The following is a 15,487-nucleotide window of genomic DNA, read 5'->3' on the forward strand; positions in this document are numbered from 1 at the left end:
CTTCGGATCGAAGCGGCCGCGAGGGTCACAGAGCCGCTGATCGGCCAGTGAAGGGAAGAACCGACAAATGAAGAAGATCTTTGCCGCCGCCTTGTTTGCCGCGACGCTGGTGGGAGCCGGTGCAGCCAATGCGATGCCGCTGGCGCCGCTGGGCTCGCCGACGTCCGGCGACGTGATCCAGGTCGCGCAGGGTTGCGGTCCGGGTTGGGCGCGTGGTCCGATGGGCCGCTGCCGTCCGATGTATGCGCGCCCCGGCTATGGCCGTCCGGTCGTGGTGCCGCCGCGCGTCGTCGCGCCCCGCGCCTGCCCTCCCGGCTACGCCTGGCGTCACGGCCGCTGCTTCCGCCGGTTCTGATCGGCCTCGCATCTCTCACGAAAAGCCCCGCTCGCGCGGGGCTTTTTTGTGCGTCCGAGAAGTTCAGCGAAACCGGATCAGCAGCTTGCGCAAGGTGTAGAGCGGCACCCACGGAAACAGGATCGGCACGGTCCGAACGTACTCCTGATAGTCCGGCCGATCGCCGTAGCGTTCGTCCTGCTTGCGCTCGAGCCCCGCGGATGCGGCCGTCATCAGCGCCAGAATGTACAGCATCCCGAGTAGCGACAACGCCCAGGCCGCGCCGGAGCCATAGGCCGACAGGCCGGAGAACCACACGCCGAACCAGAACACCATCTCGCCGAGATAGTTCGGACAACGCACCACGCGGTACAGCCCGGTGTCGCAATAATGCGCCGGATGCTCGGCCTTGTAGCGATACTTCTGCCAGTCGGCGAGGCTCTCGACCCACAGCCCCACCGCCATGATCATCACGCCGAGCGGCGTCGACACCGGCCACACGCCCTGCGCCTGCAGCGACAGCGTCAGCAGCGCGGGCAGGAACAACAGCGTGAACAGCAGGCTGACGCCGAGCCAGATCGCGATTCTGTGCCACAGCTTCAGCTCGGCAGTGCGGCGCTCGGCGCGGGCGAGCTCGGCCGCATAAGCGGGATTGCGCTCGCGCACCGCCAGGAACGCGCCGAGCCGAACGCCGTACACCAGCAGCAGCAACAGCTGCAGCGCTACCCAGCCGGAGATGGTGGTGGCGAATAGCAGCGCGAACACCAGGCTCTGCGCCGCGATCGCGCCCGCATAGCAAAGGCTGACGAAGTAATAGACGCGCCGGAACCCGGGTGCCGCAACAACGAGGCAGACGGCGAAAGCCAGCGCAACGAGATGCCACGGTACAGTCATGTCGATGCACGCGTCCTTGCCCCGGTGACGACCTTATAGGCCGCCGATGATGACCCCGCCATGTCCGGCATCAAAGCCGGCAGCGATCGGCCGGCCGCCCGACCGGTTATTTGGTCGTACAGCGCTGGCCGGGCACGCGGCTGTCGCAGACCCGCGTCACTTCGAAGAAACGAGTCCACAGCTTGCGCTGCTTGGCATCCGGTTCGGCGGCCGCGGTCATCCGCAGCGCATAGAAGTTCTCGCGCCCCTGCACCGCCTTCCACCAGGTCAGCGCCGGCTTGCCAGCCTCCTTGGCCTGCGGGCAACTCTCGCTCCACATCACCATCGGATACAGGTTTTCATTGCCGTGCCGCAGCTGCTCGAACCGCGCGCCCGGGCACTCCGCTGCTGCCTTCTTCTGGCTCGCCTCGCGAAACGCCTCGGGCGATTGGTCAGTCTGCCTGAACAGCGTCTGCGCCGTGATCCGCGTGGTGGCGCTGGCGATGTTCTCGGTGCCCGGCACCAGCACAGTCGTGCTTTCCTTGGCGTTGCTGGCTTCGGCCGCCACTTTGAAGCCCTTCGGCGATTGCAGCAGCAGTTTCTCGGTGTCGGCGGCGCGCGCGCCGCTGGCGGCGGCGACCATCGCGATCAGACACAGAACGGCAATGCGGAGCATGAACGGTGAGCCTGGATGATGGAAGGCGGCGAAGCTTGCCCGAGAACCGCTGCCTGTTCAATATAGCTCCAGACGCGGTGCAATCGCTCAGATGCCGCCGTGCAGCCGCGCCAGCAGCGCCACGACGATCAATCCGAGCAGCGCCGATAACAGTTGCCAGAACAATAGCGGATTGCGCGCGGCGAGCGGCTGCGGCCGGGCGTCGAGATAGTCGGCCCGCGGATGCCGCAGGTCGTGGACGAATTCCGACAACGCCGGATAGCGCTTGGCAGGCTCCAGGCTGACCGCGCGTTTCAGCGCGCGGTCGACCCAGACCGGCACCTGCGCATTGTGGTCGGCGGCCGGGCTGTAGCGCAGCTTGCGGGATTTCAGCGCCTGGTTGGCGCGCGCCAGTTCGGCGCCATAGGGCAGCCGGCCGGTCAGCATCTGATAGGCGATCACTCCGAGCGAGAACTGATCCGACAGCGCTGAGCCGCCCTGCCCGGCGAAATATTCCGGCGCCATGTATTGCACCGTGCCGAGCAGCTCGTCGCCACCCGCCGGCCCCAGCTCCGCGACGCCGGCGACCCGCACCGAGCCGAAGTCGATGATCTTCACCGTGCCGCTGCGGTCGATCAACACGTTGGCCGGCCGCAGATCCTGATGCACCATTTCCTTGCGGTGGAAAGCGTAGAGCCCCTTGGCAATCTGCTCGATCAGGCCGCGGACGGTTTCGAGCTCCGCGCGCGGATGGTCGATCATCCACTGTGCCAGGGTCTGCCCTTCGATGTACTCGAAGGCGACGTAAAGATAGCTGCGCGGCCGCTGCACCGCGCATGGCTTCAGCACGTGCGGACTGTCGATCCGCCGCGCCGCCCATTCCTCCAGCATGAACCGTTTGCGATAATCCGGATCGTCGCGCAGATCGGCCGAGGGAATCTTCAGCGCCACCAGCTCTTCGGTGGCGAGATCGCTGGCGAGATAGATGTGGCTGCGGCTCGAGCCGTGCAGTTCGCGAAGGATCCGATAGCCGTCGAACTCGGCCCGCGGCTCGAGCCGCGGCGGCAGCGGCAAGTCGGCCGCCCGGCCGAACAGGTCGATCGTGTCCGCATCCGCTACGGTCTCGATCCGCACCAGTTGCACGGTGAGATTGTCGTCGCTGCCATTGGCGAATGCCTCGCCGAGGATCGCCCGCGCCGCGGCATCGAGATCTTCGGCATGTTCGCGCAGTATCTGCACGACGAAGCGCTGCGTGACATGCTCATACACGCCGTCGGTCGCCAGCACGAACAGGTCGCCGGGGACGACCGGCACCGCCAGATAGTCGATCTCAACCTGCGGATTGACGCCGAGCGCACGGCCCAGATAACTCTGCTCAGCGGACAGCCGAACGCGGTGATCCTCGGTGAGCTGCTCCAGCGACGCGCCCGCCAGCCGGTAGATCCGGCTGTCGCCGATGTGAAACAGATGCGCTGCCGCGCCTTTGAGCACCAGCGCGCTCAAGGTGCAGACATAGCCCTTGTCGCGATCGTAGCGATAATCGCTGCGCCGGGTTTCGGCATGCAGCCATGAGTTGGTTGCGGCGATCACCCGCTGCGCCGACGACTTCACCGACCAGGCTTCCGACGTACAGTAGTAATCAGTGAGAAAGCTCTTGACCGCGGACTCGCTGGCGACCTGGCTGACGTCGCTCGACGAGATGCCGTCGGCGAGCGCGAGCGCGATGCCCTTGGTGGTCAGCAGCGGCTCGGCCGGGATCAGCGCGCCATAGAAGTCCTGATTGACGGGCTTGCGCCCCGGCGACGACGCCTGCCCGATCGAGACTGTGAGCTGCTGCGCCATGCGCCCTGCTGCGCCCCAAGAAAACGGGAGCTTCACCCGGACCGGGCGAAGCTCCCGGACGCAATCAGCTTACGCCGCGACGCGCGGCGCCGGAACGGCTTCGATCCGGCGCTTCGCCGCGGTGCGGACGTGAGTGGTGTAGAGGGTCAGCCCGGTGAAGGCGAGCCCGCCGACCAGATTGCCGAGCACGGTCGGGATCTCGTTCCAGACCAGATAGTCGAGGATCGAGAACTTGGCGTGCAGCATCAGGCCCGACGGAAACAGGAACATGTTCACCACCGAGTGTTCGAACACCATGTAGAAGAACACCAGGATCGGCATCCACATCGCCAGCACCTTGCCCGGCACCGTGGTCGAGATCATCGCCATCACCACGCCGGTGGAGACCATCCAGTTGCACAGCATGCCGCGGAAGAACAGCGTCGCCATGCCGGCCGCGCCGTGCGCCGCATAGCCGAGCGTCCGCCCCTCGCCGATATTGCCGATCACCGTGCCGACCTTGTCGGGATCTTGGGTAAAGCCGAACGTCGTCACGAACGCCATCAGGAACGCCACCGTCAGCGCGCCGGCGAAGTTGCCGACGAACACCAGGCCCCAATTGCGCAGCACGCCGCCGATCGTGACGCCGGGACGCTTATCGAGCCACGCCAGCGGCGACAGCACGAATACGCCGGTGAGCAGATCGAAGCCGAGCAGATACAGCATGGTGAAGCCGACCGGGAATAGCAGTGCGCCGATCAGCGGCTGGCCGGTATTGACGTTGATCGTGACCGCGAACCAGGCGGCGAGCGCCAGAATGGCGCCGGCCATATAGGCGCGGATCACCGTGTCGCGGGTGGACATGAAGATCTTGGACTCGCCAGCGTCGACCATCTTGGTGACGAATTCAGAAGGCGCGAGGTAGGACATCTGCTCCGTGCTCCGTTTGCTGCTGAAAAGGCCGCGTCGGAACGCACAAGCGGAGGAAGCAACAAGGGGGCGGAGCCTCGACGACACCGCGGCTCTCCATCGGCGGGAGAGCTGTCCCATTGCTGTCTGCCGGACACCGGCTTGGCAATTCTCGGACGGCGGTCGTCGTTGACCGGAACTTACTAAGCAATCGCCGTGCCAGCGCCTGACGGCTCCGGCTACGCGCATTTCCCCGAGAAATTCCTTAGATAACGCCCCTCTGGCTCAGCCGCCGGCGGCCCCGATGCCCAGACTCTGCGCAACAGGTCCGCGCATAGCTCGGATTTGAGGCAACGCCCCAATGCGCCCTGGGGCCCTCAACCGCTTCTTGATTGGTCGACGCGGATTTGGCCCTTCCCTGGGTAATTGGTCGTCCTCCTGAGCGGGTCGCACGAATACAAGGAGCTAAGGTCTCGAAGGATGCGGCCACGCATGGACCCGCGACACATAGTTTAAGACGGCAATTCGCGCTTTCCTCATGATGAGGTCTGGCCGGTCGTGCAAATCTTGAAAAGCGTAGTTTGAATCAGTAGCCCGCATGAGCGCAGCGACATGCGGGAGCGCCACACCTGGATGTCGCTTCGCTCATCCAGGCTGCACGTGCTAGCGTGAGGTCACGATGACGAAGAAGCTCCTCCCTGTTCATCCCGGCGAAATTCTCCGCGAAGAGTTTCTGCTGCCGATGAACCTGTCGCCCTACGCCGTCGCCGCAGCCTGCGGCGTACCGCGCACGCGCATCGAACGGCTGACACGGCAGGAAACCCCAGTGACGGCGGATACCGCGCTGCGGCTGGCGAAATACTTCGGCACGACGCCGAATCTCTGGATGAACCTTCAGGCGCAATACGATCTGGAGGTCGCGGAAGACAACAGCGCCGACGAGCTAAGGCGGATCAAGCCAATCAAGTCGAGAGCGGCCTAAATCGGTAGCCCGCATGAGCGCAGCGACATGCGGGAGCGCCACACCTGGATGTCGCTTCGCTCATCCAGGCTACGCTTGCTTGTCCGCCTATAAGGCAGCACAGTCCCGAATTCGGCTCCAGGACGCGGCTCAACCAGCTTAGACGGGCCGCTGAGCCTCACTCTCAAAGCACTCCGGAGCACTAAGCTGGACCCTCGCCGAGCGCTCGCAAGGCCGAGAGTCCTTCCCGATAGGATGGATAGGCCAACGTAACTCCCAACTCCGTGCGGATCAGATCGTTGCGGACACGGCAATTCTCCAGATAGAAGCTGCGCGCCATCGGGGACAGCTCGGCGTGCTCGAAAGCAATTTCAGGAGGCGGTGTTCGTCCGCAGAGTTCAGCGGCGAATTCGACGACCTGCTGCGGCGGTCCCGGCTCGTTGTCGGTGACATTGTAAATGGCGCCGGGTCGCGGCCGCGAAAGTGACGCAGCGACCACCGCGGCGATATCGGCAACGTGAATTCGATTGAAGACCTGGCCGGGCTTGATGATACGCGCCGCCGTTCCGGCTGCGAGCTTCTCCAGTTGGTTTCGGCCCGGGCCGTAGATCCCTGACAGACGAAAAACGTGCGCGCCTAACGCCAGCCAGCGCTGCTCGGCGGCGATCCGGAGCTGCGAGCGGGGTTTTTCGGAGGCCGCAGGCGTTGTTTCGTCGACCCACTTGCCGAGGTGATCACCGTACACGCCGATCGTCGAAAGATACCCGATCCACCGCGGCCTGGAATCATTGGTGATCGTGCCAGCGAAGGACGCGAGAACCGGATCGCCGGATTCATTCGGAGGGATCGACGACAGAATGGCGTCGCTCGACTTGATATCACCAGCGATCCGCGGATCGATAGAAGAGGATGAGAACACCCGCGCAGTGATCCCGCGCCGGCTCAACTCTTCGGCCTTGGCGGTTGTTCTGACGGTTGCAGTGACCTCGACCCCGGCGCTCTGCAAATGCTGCGCGATGTAGCCGGCCGAATAGCCCAAGCCAAAAATCAGAATTCTCATCCGGACATCATTTCATCTAGCCGTGACGATGCGCACGGATACCAGACATCTGAGCCGATGGCTGCGTTCTTATGGGTCCGCGTCCTGGTTGGACCGTCAAACAAGCCAGGCGGGGAGCCTCGCGGCCCCTTCAAACACGAAGGGCGGTGATCGTGTCGCGATCACCGCCCTTTTGCAAACTCGAACGAGCCGATGCCGTTACAGCGGCATGTTATCGTGCTTCTTCTGCGGGATTTCCATCTTCTTGTCGCGCAGCATCGCCAGCGCGCGGGCGATGCGGCGGCGGGTGGCGTGCGGCAGGATGACGTCGTCGATATAGCCGCGCTCGGCGGCGATGAACGGCGACAGGAAGCGGTCCTCGTATTCCTTGGTCCGCGCCGCGATCTTCTCCGGATCGTCCATGTCCTGACGGAAGATGATCTCGACCGCGCCCTTGGCGCCCATCACGGCGATCTGCGCCGACGGCCAGGCGTAGTTGATGTCGGCGCCGATTTCCTTCGACGCCATGACGTCGAACGCGCCACCATAAGCCTTGCGGGTGATCACGGTGACCAGCGGCACGGTGCACTGCGAGAACGCGAACAGCAGCTTGGCGCCGTGCTTGATCAGGCCGCCATATTCCTGCGCGGTGCCCGGCAGGAAGCCCGGCACGTCGACGAAGGTGACGATCGGAATGTTGAAGCTGTCGCAGAACCGCACGAACCGCGCCGCTTTGCGCGAGGCATCGCTGTCGAGCACGCCGGCCAGCACCATCGGCTGATTGGCGACGAAGCCCACCGTGCGGCCGGCGATGCGGCCGAAGCCGGTGATGATGTTCTTGGCGAAGGTGTCCTGCAGCTCGAAGAAGTCGCCCTCGTCCACGACTTTGAGGATCAGTTCCTTCATGTCGTATGGCTTGTTCGGATTGTCGGGGATCAGCGTATCGAGCGAGAAATCCTCACGCTCGATATCGTCGAAGCTCGGCCATTCCGGCACGCCTTCGGAGGAGTTCGCCGGCAGGAAGTCGAGCAGCCGGCGCATCTGCAGCAGGGTCTCGACGTCGTTCTCGAACGCGCCGTCGGCAATCGACGACTTGGTGGCGTGCACCGAGGCGCCGCCGAGTTCTTCCGGAGTGACGACTTCGTTGGTCACCGTCTTCACGACGTCCGGGCCGGTGACGAACATGTAGCTGGTGTTCTTCACCATGAAGATGAAGTCGGTCATTGCCGGCGCATAGACGTCGCCGCCGGCGCACGGGCCCATGATGACGCTGATCTGCGGGATCACGCCGGAGGCCTGCACCACGCGGCGGAACACGTAGGAGTAACCGGCGAGCGCCGCGACGCCCTCCTGGATGCGGGCGCCGCCGGCGTCGTACAGGCCGATGATCGGAGCCCGCGCCTTCAGCGCCATGTCCTGGATCTTCGTGATCTTCGCCGCGTGGGTCTCGGACAGCGAGCCGCCGAACACGGTGAAGTCCTTGGCGAACACGAACACCTTGCGGCCGTTGACCGTGCCCCAGCCGGTGACGACACCGTCGCCGGGGATCTTGGTCTTCGCCATCCCGAATTCGGTCGAGCGGTGCTGGACGAACATGTCCATCTCCTCGAACGAATGCTTGTCGAGCAGCAGGTCGATCCGTTCGCGTGCGGTGAGCCGGCCGCGGGCGTGCTGCGCATTGATGCGCTTTTCGCCGCCGCCAAGCTTGGCTGCCGTGCGCCGTTCGTCCAATGCTTCCAGGATGTGCTTCATGATCAATAAGCCGGTTTTCTTTTCTTGGTTGGGCGTGCGGAGGTTTTGCCCTTTTCACCGCAACAATCAAGGCCTTCTAGCAGGGCGCCTCGCAGGAGGAAACCGCCTTGGACCGAACCGGCCTAGCCCTTTTGGCGTGTCCTGAGCCGGTTCGGCGGGCACCGGAGGACGGCACCCCGACACCGCCCCCAAATCTGCATCGGCCGGATGCGAAACCGCGATGGCGGCTTCGCCTGTCCGCCCTGTATATCGCGGGGCCGCCAGCTGGAGCCGACCGATGACCGCCGCCCTGCCCTCCGCCGATCCGTCCGTGGCCAGCGGCGGCATCCTGACCGTGCTGCGGGCCGAGGGGCTGGCGGTGTTTGCCGGCTGCACGCTGTTCTATGTGATCTCGGACGCACCCTGGGAGCTGTATGCGCTGCTGTTCTTCGCGCCCGACCTCGGCTTCCTCGGCTATCTGGCCGGGCCCAAAGTCGGCGCGGTGGTCTACAACGTGCTGCATTCGACCATCGGGCCACTGCTGCTGGCGATCGCCGGGATCGTGCTGGTGGTGCCCTATGCCGGCACGGTGGCGATGATCTGGCTGGCCCATATCGGCTTCGACCGGGCGCTCGGCTACGGCCTGAAATACAAGACCGGTTTCCGCTTCACCCATCTCGGCCCGATCGGCAAGGCGCCGGCGCAGCCGCGCTGAGGCTCAGCGCACCGGGCCGCGCCCCGACAGCCGCAGCACGAAGGCCAGAACTTCGGCCACCGCCTTGTAAAGCTCCTCGGGGATTTCGTCGCCGAGCTCGACGTGCGACAGCGCGCCGGCGAGCACTTCGTTCTCCTCGATGGGAATGTCGTGCTGTTTGGCCACTTCGATGATCTTGGCGCCGAGCACGCCCTTGCCCTTGGCGACCACGCGCGGAGCCCCGGCGTAGTCGTAGTGGAGGGCGATCGCGAGCGGGTTCTTGGTGTCTGTTGTGGTCACAGCGCGCGGTCCAGGAAATGGCCGGCTGCGGCCGGGCGTGGCGCGGGCGGCGCGCCGTCGCGCACCACGATGTCGCCGGGCGCCAGATCGACGCGGGCGAGCGCGCGGCCGAGGTCGGCGGCGCCGGCGCGCAATTGGGCGGTGGTGGCGGGGCGCTCGGCCCACAGCCGCACCGAGGTCTTCTCGCCGCGGAGCGAGATCAGCGCATGCACCGGCCCGGCCGGCTCGACGTCGAGCGAAAACCGCGCCTGCCACACCGTCCCGGACGAGCCAGCGGCCTGCGCGGCTTCGTCGCGGTCGCGCGAAATCTCGAACTGCGCCACGGCGGTTCCCTGCGGGGTGGCAAGCGGAATCTCGAACGCCCAGCGCGGCTGGGCGGAATCGACCCGGACCGGCGCCGCATCGGTGCGATCCGGCAGCGAGGCGACCTGCAGCAGCGTCTGCCGCGCCAGCGCGCCTTCGGTCTCGGTCAGAATCCGGCGCAAATTGGCATCGACCGGCGCATGCGGCGTCAGATTGGCCGGCATCACCGGCTGGGCGGCCGGCAGCGCGCCGGGAAACGGCGGCGGCGGCGTGTTGGTGCGGGCGATGCCGCTGTCGTCCTTGCCGATCCGGTTACCGGTCAGCGCCGGCAGCAGCGACAGCAGCACCGGATTGCTGAGCCCGGCCTTGGCCAGCGCCGCCGCGGTCTGCGGATCGGCCTGCAGCGCCTGCTGCAACGCGCTCAGCGTCGCGGCGGTGCTGGTCGCCGCGGTCTGGGCCTGCGCCGTCGAAGCGGTCGCCGAGGTCGCGGTGCCGGTGAGCTGGGCGATCACGTTCTGCACCAGCGACTGCTCGGAGGTGGATGCGCGGGCGGTTGCGGCCGCGCCCGCAGCGGTCGCCGACGCCGCCAGCGTCGGCGACGCGGTCAGCGGCAGCGCGGTGGTGGTGCCATTCGCGGTCGTCGCGGCGGCGGTCGAAGTGGTGGCGCCGAGCAGATTGGCCTCGGCCTCGAGCTTGGCGGTGAGCGCCAGCAGCGAGGTGCCCTGCCCGTTCTGCAGCACCGGCGTCGTCGTGGTACCGCCGGCCTGCGCGGTCGCCGCGCCGAGCGCGGTGGTGAGCACCTGGCGCAGCACCAGCAGCGCCGCCTTCAGGTCGGTACCGGCACCGGTGCTGGCGGTCCCGCTCGCCAGCGCGGCTTCGAGGAAGATCCCGGAATTCTGAAACGCTTTCTGGATGTCGGCGCCGGTCAGGCTCGCTGTCGGCAACTGCTGCGCCAACACCTGCGCCGCGGCGTCGCGCACCGCCGCCGGCAGCCCGGCCGAATTCGCCACCGCGCCGAGATTGGCGAACAGCGCCGACAGCCCGGTCTGCTGCGTCACCGCGGCTTCGGCTGCGGTCGCCACCGCGGCCGCCTGCTGCGGCGTCAGCGCCTGGGTCGTGGTCGGCACGATGCTCGGCGCCGCCTGCGCCGAGGTCAGCACGATCGCCTGCGGCCCGAGCGTGACGCTGTCGATCGCGGCGCCGGAGGCAGCCAGCGCCGCTTGCGCGGTGGTGGTGGTGACGGGCTGATTGACGATCGCGAGCCGCACCCCGGCATCGGTCTGCGACACCGAAACCTGCAGCGTCTGCCCGGCCTGCAGCGGCACCTGCGTGGTGGCTTCGACGGTCTGGCCGCCGATCGCGATTCGAACCTGGTTGTTATCGCCGACCGACAGCACCTTGGCCTGCAGCACCGCCCCGGGCTGCAGCAGAACGTCTGCGGTCACGCCTTGCAGCGCAACGAGGGAAAGGTTCGGATTGACCGAAATCGCCATCGCTGTCCTTTGCGGGCGGCTGCGCTGAGTGCGATCCGCCCAGACTAAGCGAGGGACGTAAACCCGTCGTTAACTTCTCCGGGAACCCAGCGCCGCGATCACCTGGGCTGCGGCTGCGAACTCCGCCTGCTTGGCGGCGCGGCGCGCGGCGGCCTCCTCATCAAGGCCCCACTGCTCGATGTTCCAATCCTCGTCGACATGCGCCGCGGCCCACACCTGATCGGCCTCGAGCCGGCCATGCGCCAGCGCCAGCGCCAGCAGCGCCGAGCCGGTGATGGTGGTGACGACATGCAGCGCGCCGAGCAGCCAGGGATCGGCCGGCAGCGCCGCGCGCGCCGCGGCGAGCGCGGTCTCCGGCTGGCCGACATGGACGATGCCCTGCGCCAGGATGAAATGCGCCCCGAGCGCGTCCTTGGCCCAAAACAGCACCGGATCCCAATGCGCGCCCTCGCGCGCGATCAGTTCTTCCGGGTGCTCGGCGCGATAGAACAACAGGTCCGAGCCGAAGTACTTGGCGATGTCATCGGTCACCGCTTCCACGCGCCCGCTAACGCCGTCGATCACGCTGTTGGCGAGCCGGGTCAGCGGCATCGTCGACGGATCGATGGTCTCGCCCTGCGCCTGCCATTCGGCGGCGATCGCTTCGGCCAGCGTCCGATCCGGCGCGGCCAGCGCGTTGCGCGACGGTGTCTTCACCGAGCGGCCGTCGAGCCGCACCGCGAAGCCGCCGTTCTCCTCGGCAATGCCGGCCTCGGTGTAGAACCGCTTCGGCAGTTGCGCCCGGCTGGTGCGCCGCACCGCTTCGTTGGGATCGAGCGGCGACTTGCCGGCCACCTCGTCGAACAGATCACGCATCTTGGTTTCTCGAACTACTACTGTTGAGCACAGGCGCGCGAATACGCGGCGCGGTCGGCCGAGTTGAGCTGGGCCGCGGTGGAGTCGTTCAGGCAGTCCTGAATCCGGTCGCCGAACGAGCGGCCACGCCGAAGCTGCGCCTTCGGCAGATCCGGCGCCGGCTGGATCCGCTCGTGCGTCAGCGGCGGCGGATCGGCGAGCTTCGGCACCACCGGCACGGTGATCACCGGCGGCGGCGCAGACGGAGGTGGCGGCGGCGGCGTGATGCTCGACGGCGCGGTGCCCGGAATGATGATCTGCGCGGCGGCCGGGCCGGCGAGGACAAACAAGGTGATCAGACCAGCGAGTGCGCAACCGGCCAGATAGTTCACCTTCGTCATGCCCGCGCTTGTCGCGGGCATCCACGTCTTGGCCGCCGTCGCAAGGCGTGGATGGCCGGGCCCTCGCCACGCCGAAGCGGCTTCGGCCCCGCAGGCGGGACGAGCCCGACCATGACGGGAGAGTGAGTGGAGAGGAAGCGTTGTCATCTTAGCCATGTCGGCATCGCCGCGCCCCGCCGCAAGCGGCGCCGGGGCGTCATTCTTCCGGCGCATGTTCGATCGGATCGAACCGGTCGTGCTCGAGGCCGAGCAGGTTCCAGCTCTGCAGCATGTGCGGCGGCAGCGGCGCCGAGACGTCGATCACGCCGCCGCGCGGATGCGGGATCACGATGCGTCGCGCCAAGAGATGCAGCCGGTTCTGCAGGCCGCCGGGGAGCTGCCAGTTCTCGATGTTGAAGTACTTCGGATCGCCGACGATGGCGTGGCCGATATGCGCCATATGGGCGCGGAGCTGATGAGTGCGGCCGGTCACCGGCTTCAGCGACACCCAGGCCAGCTTCTGCCCCGAGGTCTCGACCACCGCGTAGTACGTCACCGCATGGCTGGCGCCGTCGTCGCCGTGCTTGGCGACGCGCATGATCGAATCCTCTTCGCTCTCGTCCTTGGCCAGATAGGTCGAGATCCGCCCCTGCTTCGGCTTCGGCACGCCGGCGACCAGCGCCCAATAGATCTTGCGCGCCGAGCGGTGGCGGAACGAGCCGGTCAGCGCGGTGGCGGCGAACCGGGTCTTGGCGACCAAGAGACAGCCGGCGGTCTCCTTGTCGATCCGGTGCACCAGGCGCGGCTTCTGGCCCTTAGCGTCGCGCAGCACTTCCAGCATCTGGTCGATGTGCCGCGTGGTGCCCGAGCCGCCCTGCACCGCGAGCCCGGCCGGCTTGTTCAGCACCAGCACGTCGGCGTCTTCGAACAGCGTCATCGCCTTCAGCGTCTGAAGGGTTTTCTGCTCGGCTTCGGACAGATGACCGGGCAGCTTCGGCGTATCGAGCTTGAGCGGCGGAATCCGCACGCTCTGGCCTTCTTCGAGCCGGTCCTTCGAATCGGCGCGCTTGCCGTTCACCCGCAGCTCGCCTTTCCGGACGATGCGCTGGATGTGGCTGAACGACAGGCCGGGAAACCGCGCTTCGAGGAAGCGATCGACCCGCATGCCGTTTTCGTCCGCCGTGACGGTGACGGTCTCGACCTTCGTCGGCAGCGGCGCGTCGGGCTTGGCCTCGGACCGCTCGCGGGTCTCGACCGGTGCCGGCTGCGCCGGGCGCGGCCTGCCCTCACCCACCGGCCGCGACGATCGCGCCGGCCCCGCCCCGAACCGCACCGGCTTGTCGCCGGACCGCGGCGGCCGCCCCGCTCCCTCGCCGCGCGAGCTCTTCGACGGCGCGCCGGCGCGCAACGGCTTGGCATCGCGCGACGGCTTGGCGCCACCGGGCTTGCCGGCGCCAGGCTTGCCCGCGATCGCCTTGCCGGCACCCGGCTTCCCGGTCTTGGCGCCCAGCCCGGCGCGAGCCGGCTTGCCGCGCGTGCCTTCGGGGCCACGCTTGGCGAGAGGTTTCTTGACGCGGCGGCTCATGGGATGCTCCGGGGGAAATTCGTGCCGTGCCTAGCGCAAAAGCGGCCGCCGGTCACGGTGGATTTGCTGCGCCGCGAGCCCGATCGCCACTTCTTCCGACCGACAGCATGTCAAAGACCACGCTTCGGCTAACTTATCTCAGGCTAGGCATCAGGAAGCGTAGCCCGCGCCGCATGTCGCTGCGCTCATGCGGGCTACCGAGGGCTATTGACGGCGACTGAACCACCGCCACCCCTTCGCCACCGCCATGGCGAATACAAACAGCCCGAAGGCCACCACGAGGGCGGCGGCGATGAGGGCGAGCGTGAACTGGATTGGATCGCTGTCGAAGCTGATCAGCCGGGCGTAGCCGGTGTCGAGGCCGCTGATGCGGGTAGAGATCAGTCCGATCGCCAGGCCTTGATACAGGCGGGATGCGGCCAGCGCCGTCGTCAGCGCAACCAGCGGCAGGCCGACGGCCAGCGTCGCGATGGTCTTCAGCACCTGCCCCCCTGTCCTCACGGCTGGCAATCTTGCACGCACCGGCAAAGGCTGCAATCGTACGGCGACGCCCGCTTACTTTCGCGCCCACCTTCGCTCCAGAAACGCGAACAGCCGCCGCTCCGAATCCGCGACCACGTCCGGCTGATAGCGGTAGGCAACGTGGTTGCCGCGGACATCGGTCTTGCTCCGCCCGTCGAGCTGCTGGCAGTCCCAGCAATGCGTCGTGCTGGGATAGACGTGCCACTCCACCGGGGCGCCGGCGGCCTTGAGCGGCGTCAGCTTGTCGACACATTCGGCGGCGGGCGTCTCGGTATCGGCGTCGCCCATCAGCAGCAGCAGCGGCTGGGCAATGTCGGGGCCGACCAGATCGTAGTCGCGGCCGCCGGGCGGCTTGATGCGGAAGCAGCCAGGATAGAAGCTAGCGACCGCCGCAAAGCCCGGTCCAGTGCCGAAGGCGTCTATATAGTGCCGGCGCGCGGCCAACAGGCCAACCATGCCGCCCCAGGAAAACCCGACCAGCGCAACTCGTTTGGGATCAACAAAGGGCTTTCGGCGCAGATGCTGCGCCGCCTGCAACGCGTCCTTGGCGCCGCGCACGAGATTGACCCCGGCCTTCGGGCCATAGCACACGCTGGTGACGCCGCGCGCGCTGAACGCATCGAGCAATAGAACCGCGTAGTTTCGTGCCACCGCCCGCCGCGCCCAAGCCGCAACCGCACTATTTAGTCCAGCGCATTGATGCAGCAGCATTAGCGCGGGAAATGGCCCGTCGCCGGACGGCTTCAGCAGCGCCATTCGCGGCGCGGTGAGCGCATCGATCGGCTCGGCGTGATCAGGCAGTACCAGGTCATCGGCGAAGGATGCCGCTCGCTGCACGATGTCGTGCGGCAGCACGAGCGTATCGGCGTCCTCTCCCGCTGCCGCCGGCTGCGCCAGCGCGAGGATGATCCAGGCGGCACCTAACAGCATCGGCAGGAGCATTTCCTGTCCTCCAGCGGCCCGGTTCCCCACTCCGAACCAGGTTCGTCGTGCACAAGGCACCCGACGATCACCAAGATTGTTCCGGATTTTCGGAACTACCGGGTCGCTATT

At 66.8% G+C, this 15,487-nt stretch carries 16 protein-coding genes; 3 read left to right on the top strand and 13 right to left on the bottom strand.

Annotation, left to right across the window (positions count from 1 at the left end; translation table 11 throughout):
* The first annotated feature begins 67 nt into the window (after positions 1-67).
* Complete coding sequence (locus LRC39_RS16410; protein WP_346294975.1) at positions 68-355, top strand: GCG_CRPN prefix-to-repeats domain-containing protein; 288 nt, start codon at positions 68-70, stop codon at positions 353-355.
* Positions 356-418: 63 nt separating this feature from the next.
* Here LRC39_RS16410 and LRC39_RS16415 read toward each other — a convergent pair whose 3' ends face one another.
* From LRC39_RS16415 to LRC39_RS16430, 4 genes are all read right to left on the bottom strand, one after another.
* Positions 419-1,228 (bottom strand): DUF1295 domain-containing protein, encoded by an 810-nt coding sequence (locus tag LRC39_RS16415; protein ID WP_346294976.1) that lies wholly within the window; start codon positions 1,226-1,228, stop codon positions 419-421.
* 106 nt (positions 1,229-1,334) lie between these two features.
* Entirely contained in the window at positions 1,335-1,883 is a 549-nt protein-coding gene (locus tag LRC39_RS16420) for a hypothetical protein (protein WP_346294977.1), read from the bottom strand.
* Between the two features lie 87 nt (positions 1,884-1,970).
* Positions 1,971-3,704 carry a protein kinase domain-containing protein gene (locus tag LRC39_RS16425; RefSeq protein WP_346294978.1) on the bottom strand — a complete coding sequence of 578 codons (1,734 nt, stop codon included), beginning with the start codon at positions 3,702-3,704 and terminating at the stop codon, positions 1,971-1,973.
* A gap of 69 nt (positions 3,705-3,773) precedes the next feature.
* Positions 3,774-4,613: a formate/nitrite transporter family protein gene (locus tag LRC39_RS16430; RefSeq protein WP_107356105.1), complete on the bottom strand. Its 840-nt coding sequence runs from the start codon at positions 4,611-4,613 to the stop codon at positions 3,774-3,776.
* Positions 4,614-5,271: 658 nt separating this feature from the next.
* Here LRC39_RS16430 and LRC39_RS16435 point away from each other — a divergent pair.
* Positions 5,272-5,574, top strand: coding sequence for a HigA family addiction module antitoxin (locus LRC39_RS16435; RefSeq protein ID WP_346294979.1), 303 nt, complete (start codon positions 5,272-5,274; stop codon positions 5,572-5,574).
* A gap of 181 nt (positions 5,575-5,755) precedes the next feature.
* Here the strand turns inward: LRC39_RS16435 and LRC39_RS16440 are convergent, their stop codons facing one another.
* Together LRC39_RS16440 and LRC39_RS16445 are read right to left on the bottom strand one after the other, a co-directional pair.
* Positions 5,756-6,613: an SDR family oxidoreductase gene (locus tag LRC39_RS16440; RefSeq protein WP_346294980.1), complete on the bottom strand. Its 858-nt coding sequence runs from the start codon at positions 6,611-6,613 to the stop codon at positions 5,756-5,758.
* A gap of 198 nt (positions 6,614-6,811) precedes the next feature.
* Positions 6,812-8,344 carry an acyl-CoA carboxylase subunit beta gene (locus tag LRC39_RS16445; protein WP_107345049.1) on the bottom strand — a complete coding sequence of 511 codons (1,533 nt, stop codon included), beginning with the start codon at positions 8,342-8,344 and terminating at the stop codon, positions 6,812-6,814.
* A gap of 277 nt (positions 8,345-8,621) precedes the next feature.
* On the opposite strand from LRC39_RS16445, the gene LRC39_RS16450 reads away from it, so the two are divergent.
* The gene (locus LRC39_RS16450; protein WP_107356108.1) at positions 8,622-9,038 is read left to right on the top strand and encodes a DUF4260 domain-containing protein; all 417 of its coding nucleotides are present in this window, start codon (positions 8,622-8,624) and stop codon (positions 9,036-9,038) included.
* A 3-nt stretch (positions 9,039-9,041) separates the two neighbouring features.
* Here the strand turns inward: LRC39_RS16450 and LRC39_RS16455 are convergent, their stop codons facing one another.
* The 7 genes from LRC39_RS16455 to LRC39_RS16485 all read right to left on the bottom strand — a co-directional run bounded on the left by LRC39_RS16455 (position 9,042) and on the right by LRC39_RS16485 (position 15,376).
* Entirely contained in the window at positions 9,042-9,317 is a 276-nt protein-coding gene (locus LRC39_RS16455) for an EscU/YscU/HrcU family type III secretion system export apparatus switch protein (RefSeq protein ID WP_107356109.1), read from the bottom strand.
* Complete coding sequence (locus LRC39_RS16460; protein WP_346294981.1) at positions 9,314-11,113, bottom strand: flagellar hook-length control protein FliK; 1,800 nt, start codon at positions 11,111-11,113, stop codon at positions 9,314-9,316. The genes LRC39_RS16455 and LRC39_RS16460 overlap by 4 nt, the downstream gene beginning before the upstream one ends.
* 69 nt (positions 11,114-11,182) lie before the next feature.
* Positions 11,183-11,968 carry an ATP12 family chaperone protein gene (locus LRC39_RS16465; protein WP_346294982.1) on the bottom strand — a complete coding sequence of 262 codons (786 nt, stop codon included), beginning with the start codon at positions 11,966-11,968 and terminating at the stop codon, positions 11,183-11,185.
* Positions 11,969-11,985: 17 nt separating this feature from the next.
* Complete coding sequence (locus LRC39_RS16470) at positions 11,986-12,348, bottom strand: hypothetical protein (protein WP_107345054.1); 363 nt, start codon at positions 12,346-12,348, stop codon at positions 11,986-11,988.
* Between the two features lie 196 nt (positions 12,349-12,544).
* Positions 12,545-13,912, bottom strand: a complete 1,368-nt coding sequence (locus LRC39_RS16475) for an RluA family pseudouridine synthase (RefSeq protein WP_346294983.1) — start codon at positions 13,910-13,912, stop codon at positions 12,545-12,547.
* Between the two features lie 204 nt (positions 13,913-14,116).
* Entirely contained in the window at positions 14,117-14,395 is a 279-nt protein-coding gene (locus LRC39_RS16480) for a hypothetical protein (protein ID WP_042441171.1), read from the bottom strand.
* A gap of 72 nt (positions 14,396-14,467) precedes the next feature.
* Positions 14,468-15,376: a dienelactone hydrolase family protein gene (locus LRC39_RS16485; RefSeq protein WP_042441173.1), complete on the bottom strand. Its 909-nt coding sequence runs from the start codon at positions 15,374-15,376 to the stop codon at positions 14,468-14,470.
* Positions 15,377-15,487: the final 111 nt, after the last annotated feature.

Origin of the sequence: Rhodopseudomonas sp. P1 (assembly GCF_039642825.1) — a bacterium.
In the GTDB taxonomy this organism is placed as follows: Bacteria; Pseudomonadota; Alphaproteobacteria; order Rhizobiales; family Xanthobacteraceae; genus Rhodopseudomonas; species Rhodopseudomonas palustris_H.

Bases quoted from the DNA above. Each gene is read 5' to 3' on its own strand.
- LRC39_RS16410 (WP_346294975.1), top strand. From the start codon at position 68: ATGAAGAAGATCTTTGCCGCCGCCTTGTTTGCCGCGACGCTGGTGGGA.
- LRC39_RS16415 (WP_346294976.1), bottom strand. From the start codon at position 1,228: ATGACTGTACCGTGGCATCTCGTTGCGCTGGCTTTCGCCGTCTGCCTC.
- LRC39_RS16420 (WP_346294977.1), bottom strand. From the start codon at position 1,883: ATGCTCCGCATTGCCGTTCTGTGTCTGATCGCGATGGTCGCCGCCGCC.
- LRC39_RS16425 (WP_346294978.1), bottom strand. From the start codon at position 3,704: ATGGCGCAGCAGCTCACAGTCTCGATCGGGCAGGCGTCGTCGCCGGGG.
- LRC39_RS16430 (WP_107356105.1), bottom strand. From the start codon at position 4,613: ATGTCCTACCTCGCGCCTTCTGAATTCGTCACCAAGATGGTCGACGCT.
- LRC39_RS16435 (WP_346294979.1), top strand. From the start codon at position 5,272: ATGACGAAGAAGCTCCTCCCTGTTCATCCCGGCGAAATTCTCCGCGAA.
- LRC39_RS16440 (WP_346294980.1), bottom strand. From the start codon at position 6,613: ATGAGAATTCTGATTTTTGGCTTGGGCTATTCGGCCGGCTACATCGCG.
- LRC39_RS16445 (WP_107345049.1), bottom strand. From the start codon at position 8,344: ATGAAGCACATCCTGGAAGCATTGGACGAACGGCGCACGGCAGCCAAG.
- LRC39_RS16450 (WP_107356108.1), top strand. From the start codon at position 8,622: ATGACCGCCGCCCTGCCCTCCGCCGATCCGTCCGTGGCCAGCGGCGGC.
- LRC39_RS16460 (WP_346294981.1), bottom strand. From the start codon at position 11,113: ATGGCGATTTCGGTCAATCCGAACCTTTCCCTCGTTGCGCTGCAAGGC.
- LRC39_RS16465 (WP_346294982.1), bottom strand. From the start codon at position 11,968: ATGCGTGATCTGTTCGACGAGGTGGCCGGCAAGTCGCCGCTCGATCCC.
- LRC39_RS16470 (WP_107345054.1), bottom strand. From the start codon at position 12,348: ATGACGAAGGTGAACTATCTGGCCGGTTGCGCACTCGCTGGTCTGATC.
- LRC39_RS16475 (WP_346294983.1), bottom strand. From the start codon at position 13,912: ATGAGCCGCCGCGTCAAGAAACCTCTCGCCAAGCGTGGCCCCGAAGGC.
- LRC39_RS16485 (WP_042441173.1), bottom strand. From the start codon at position 15,376: ATGCTCCTGCCGATGCTGTTAGGTGCCGCCTGGATCATCCTCGCGCTG.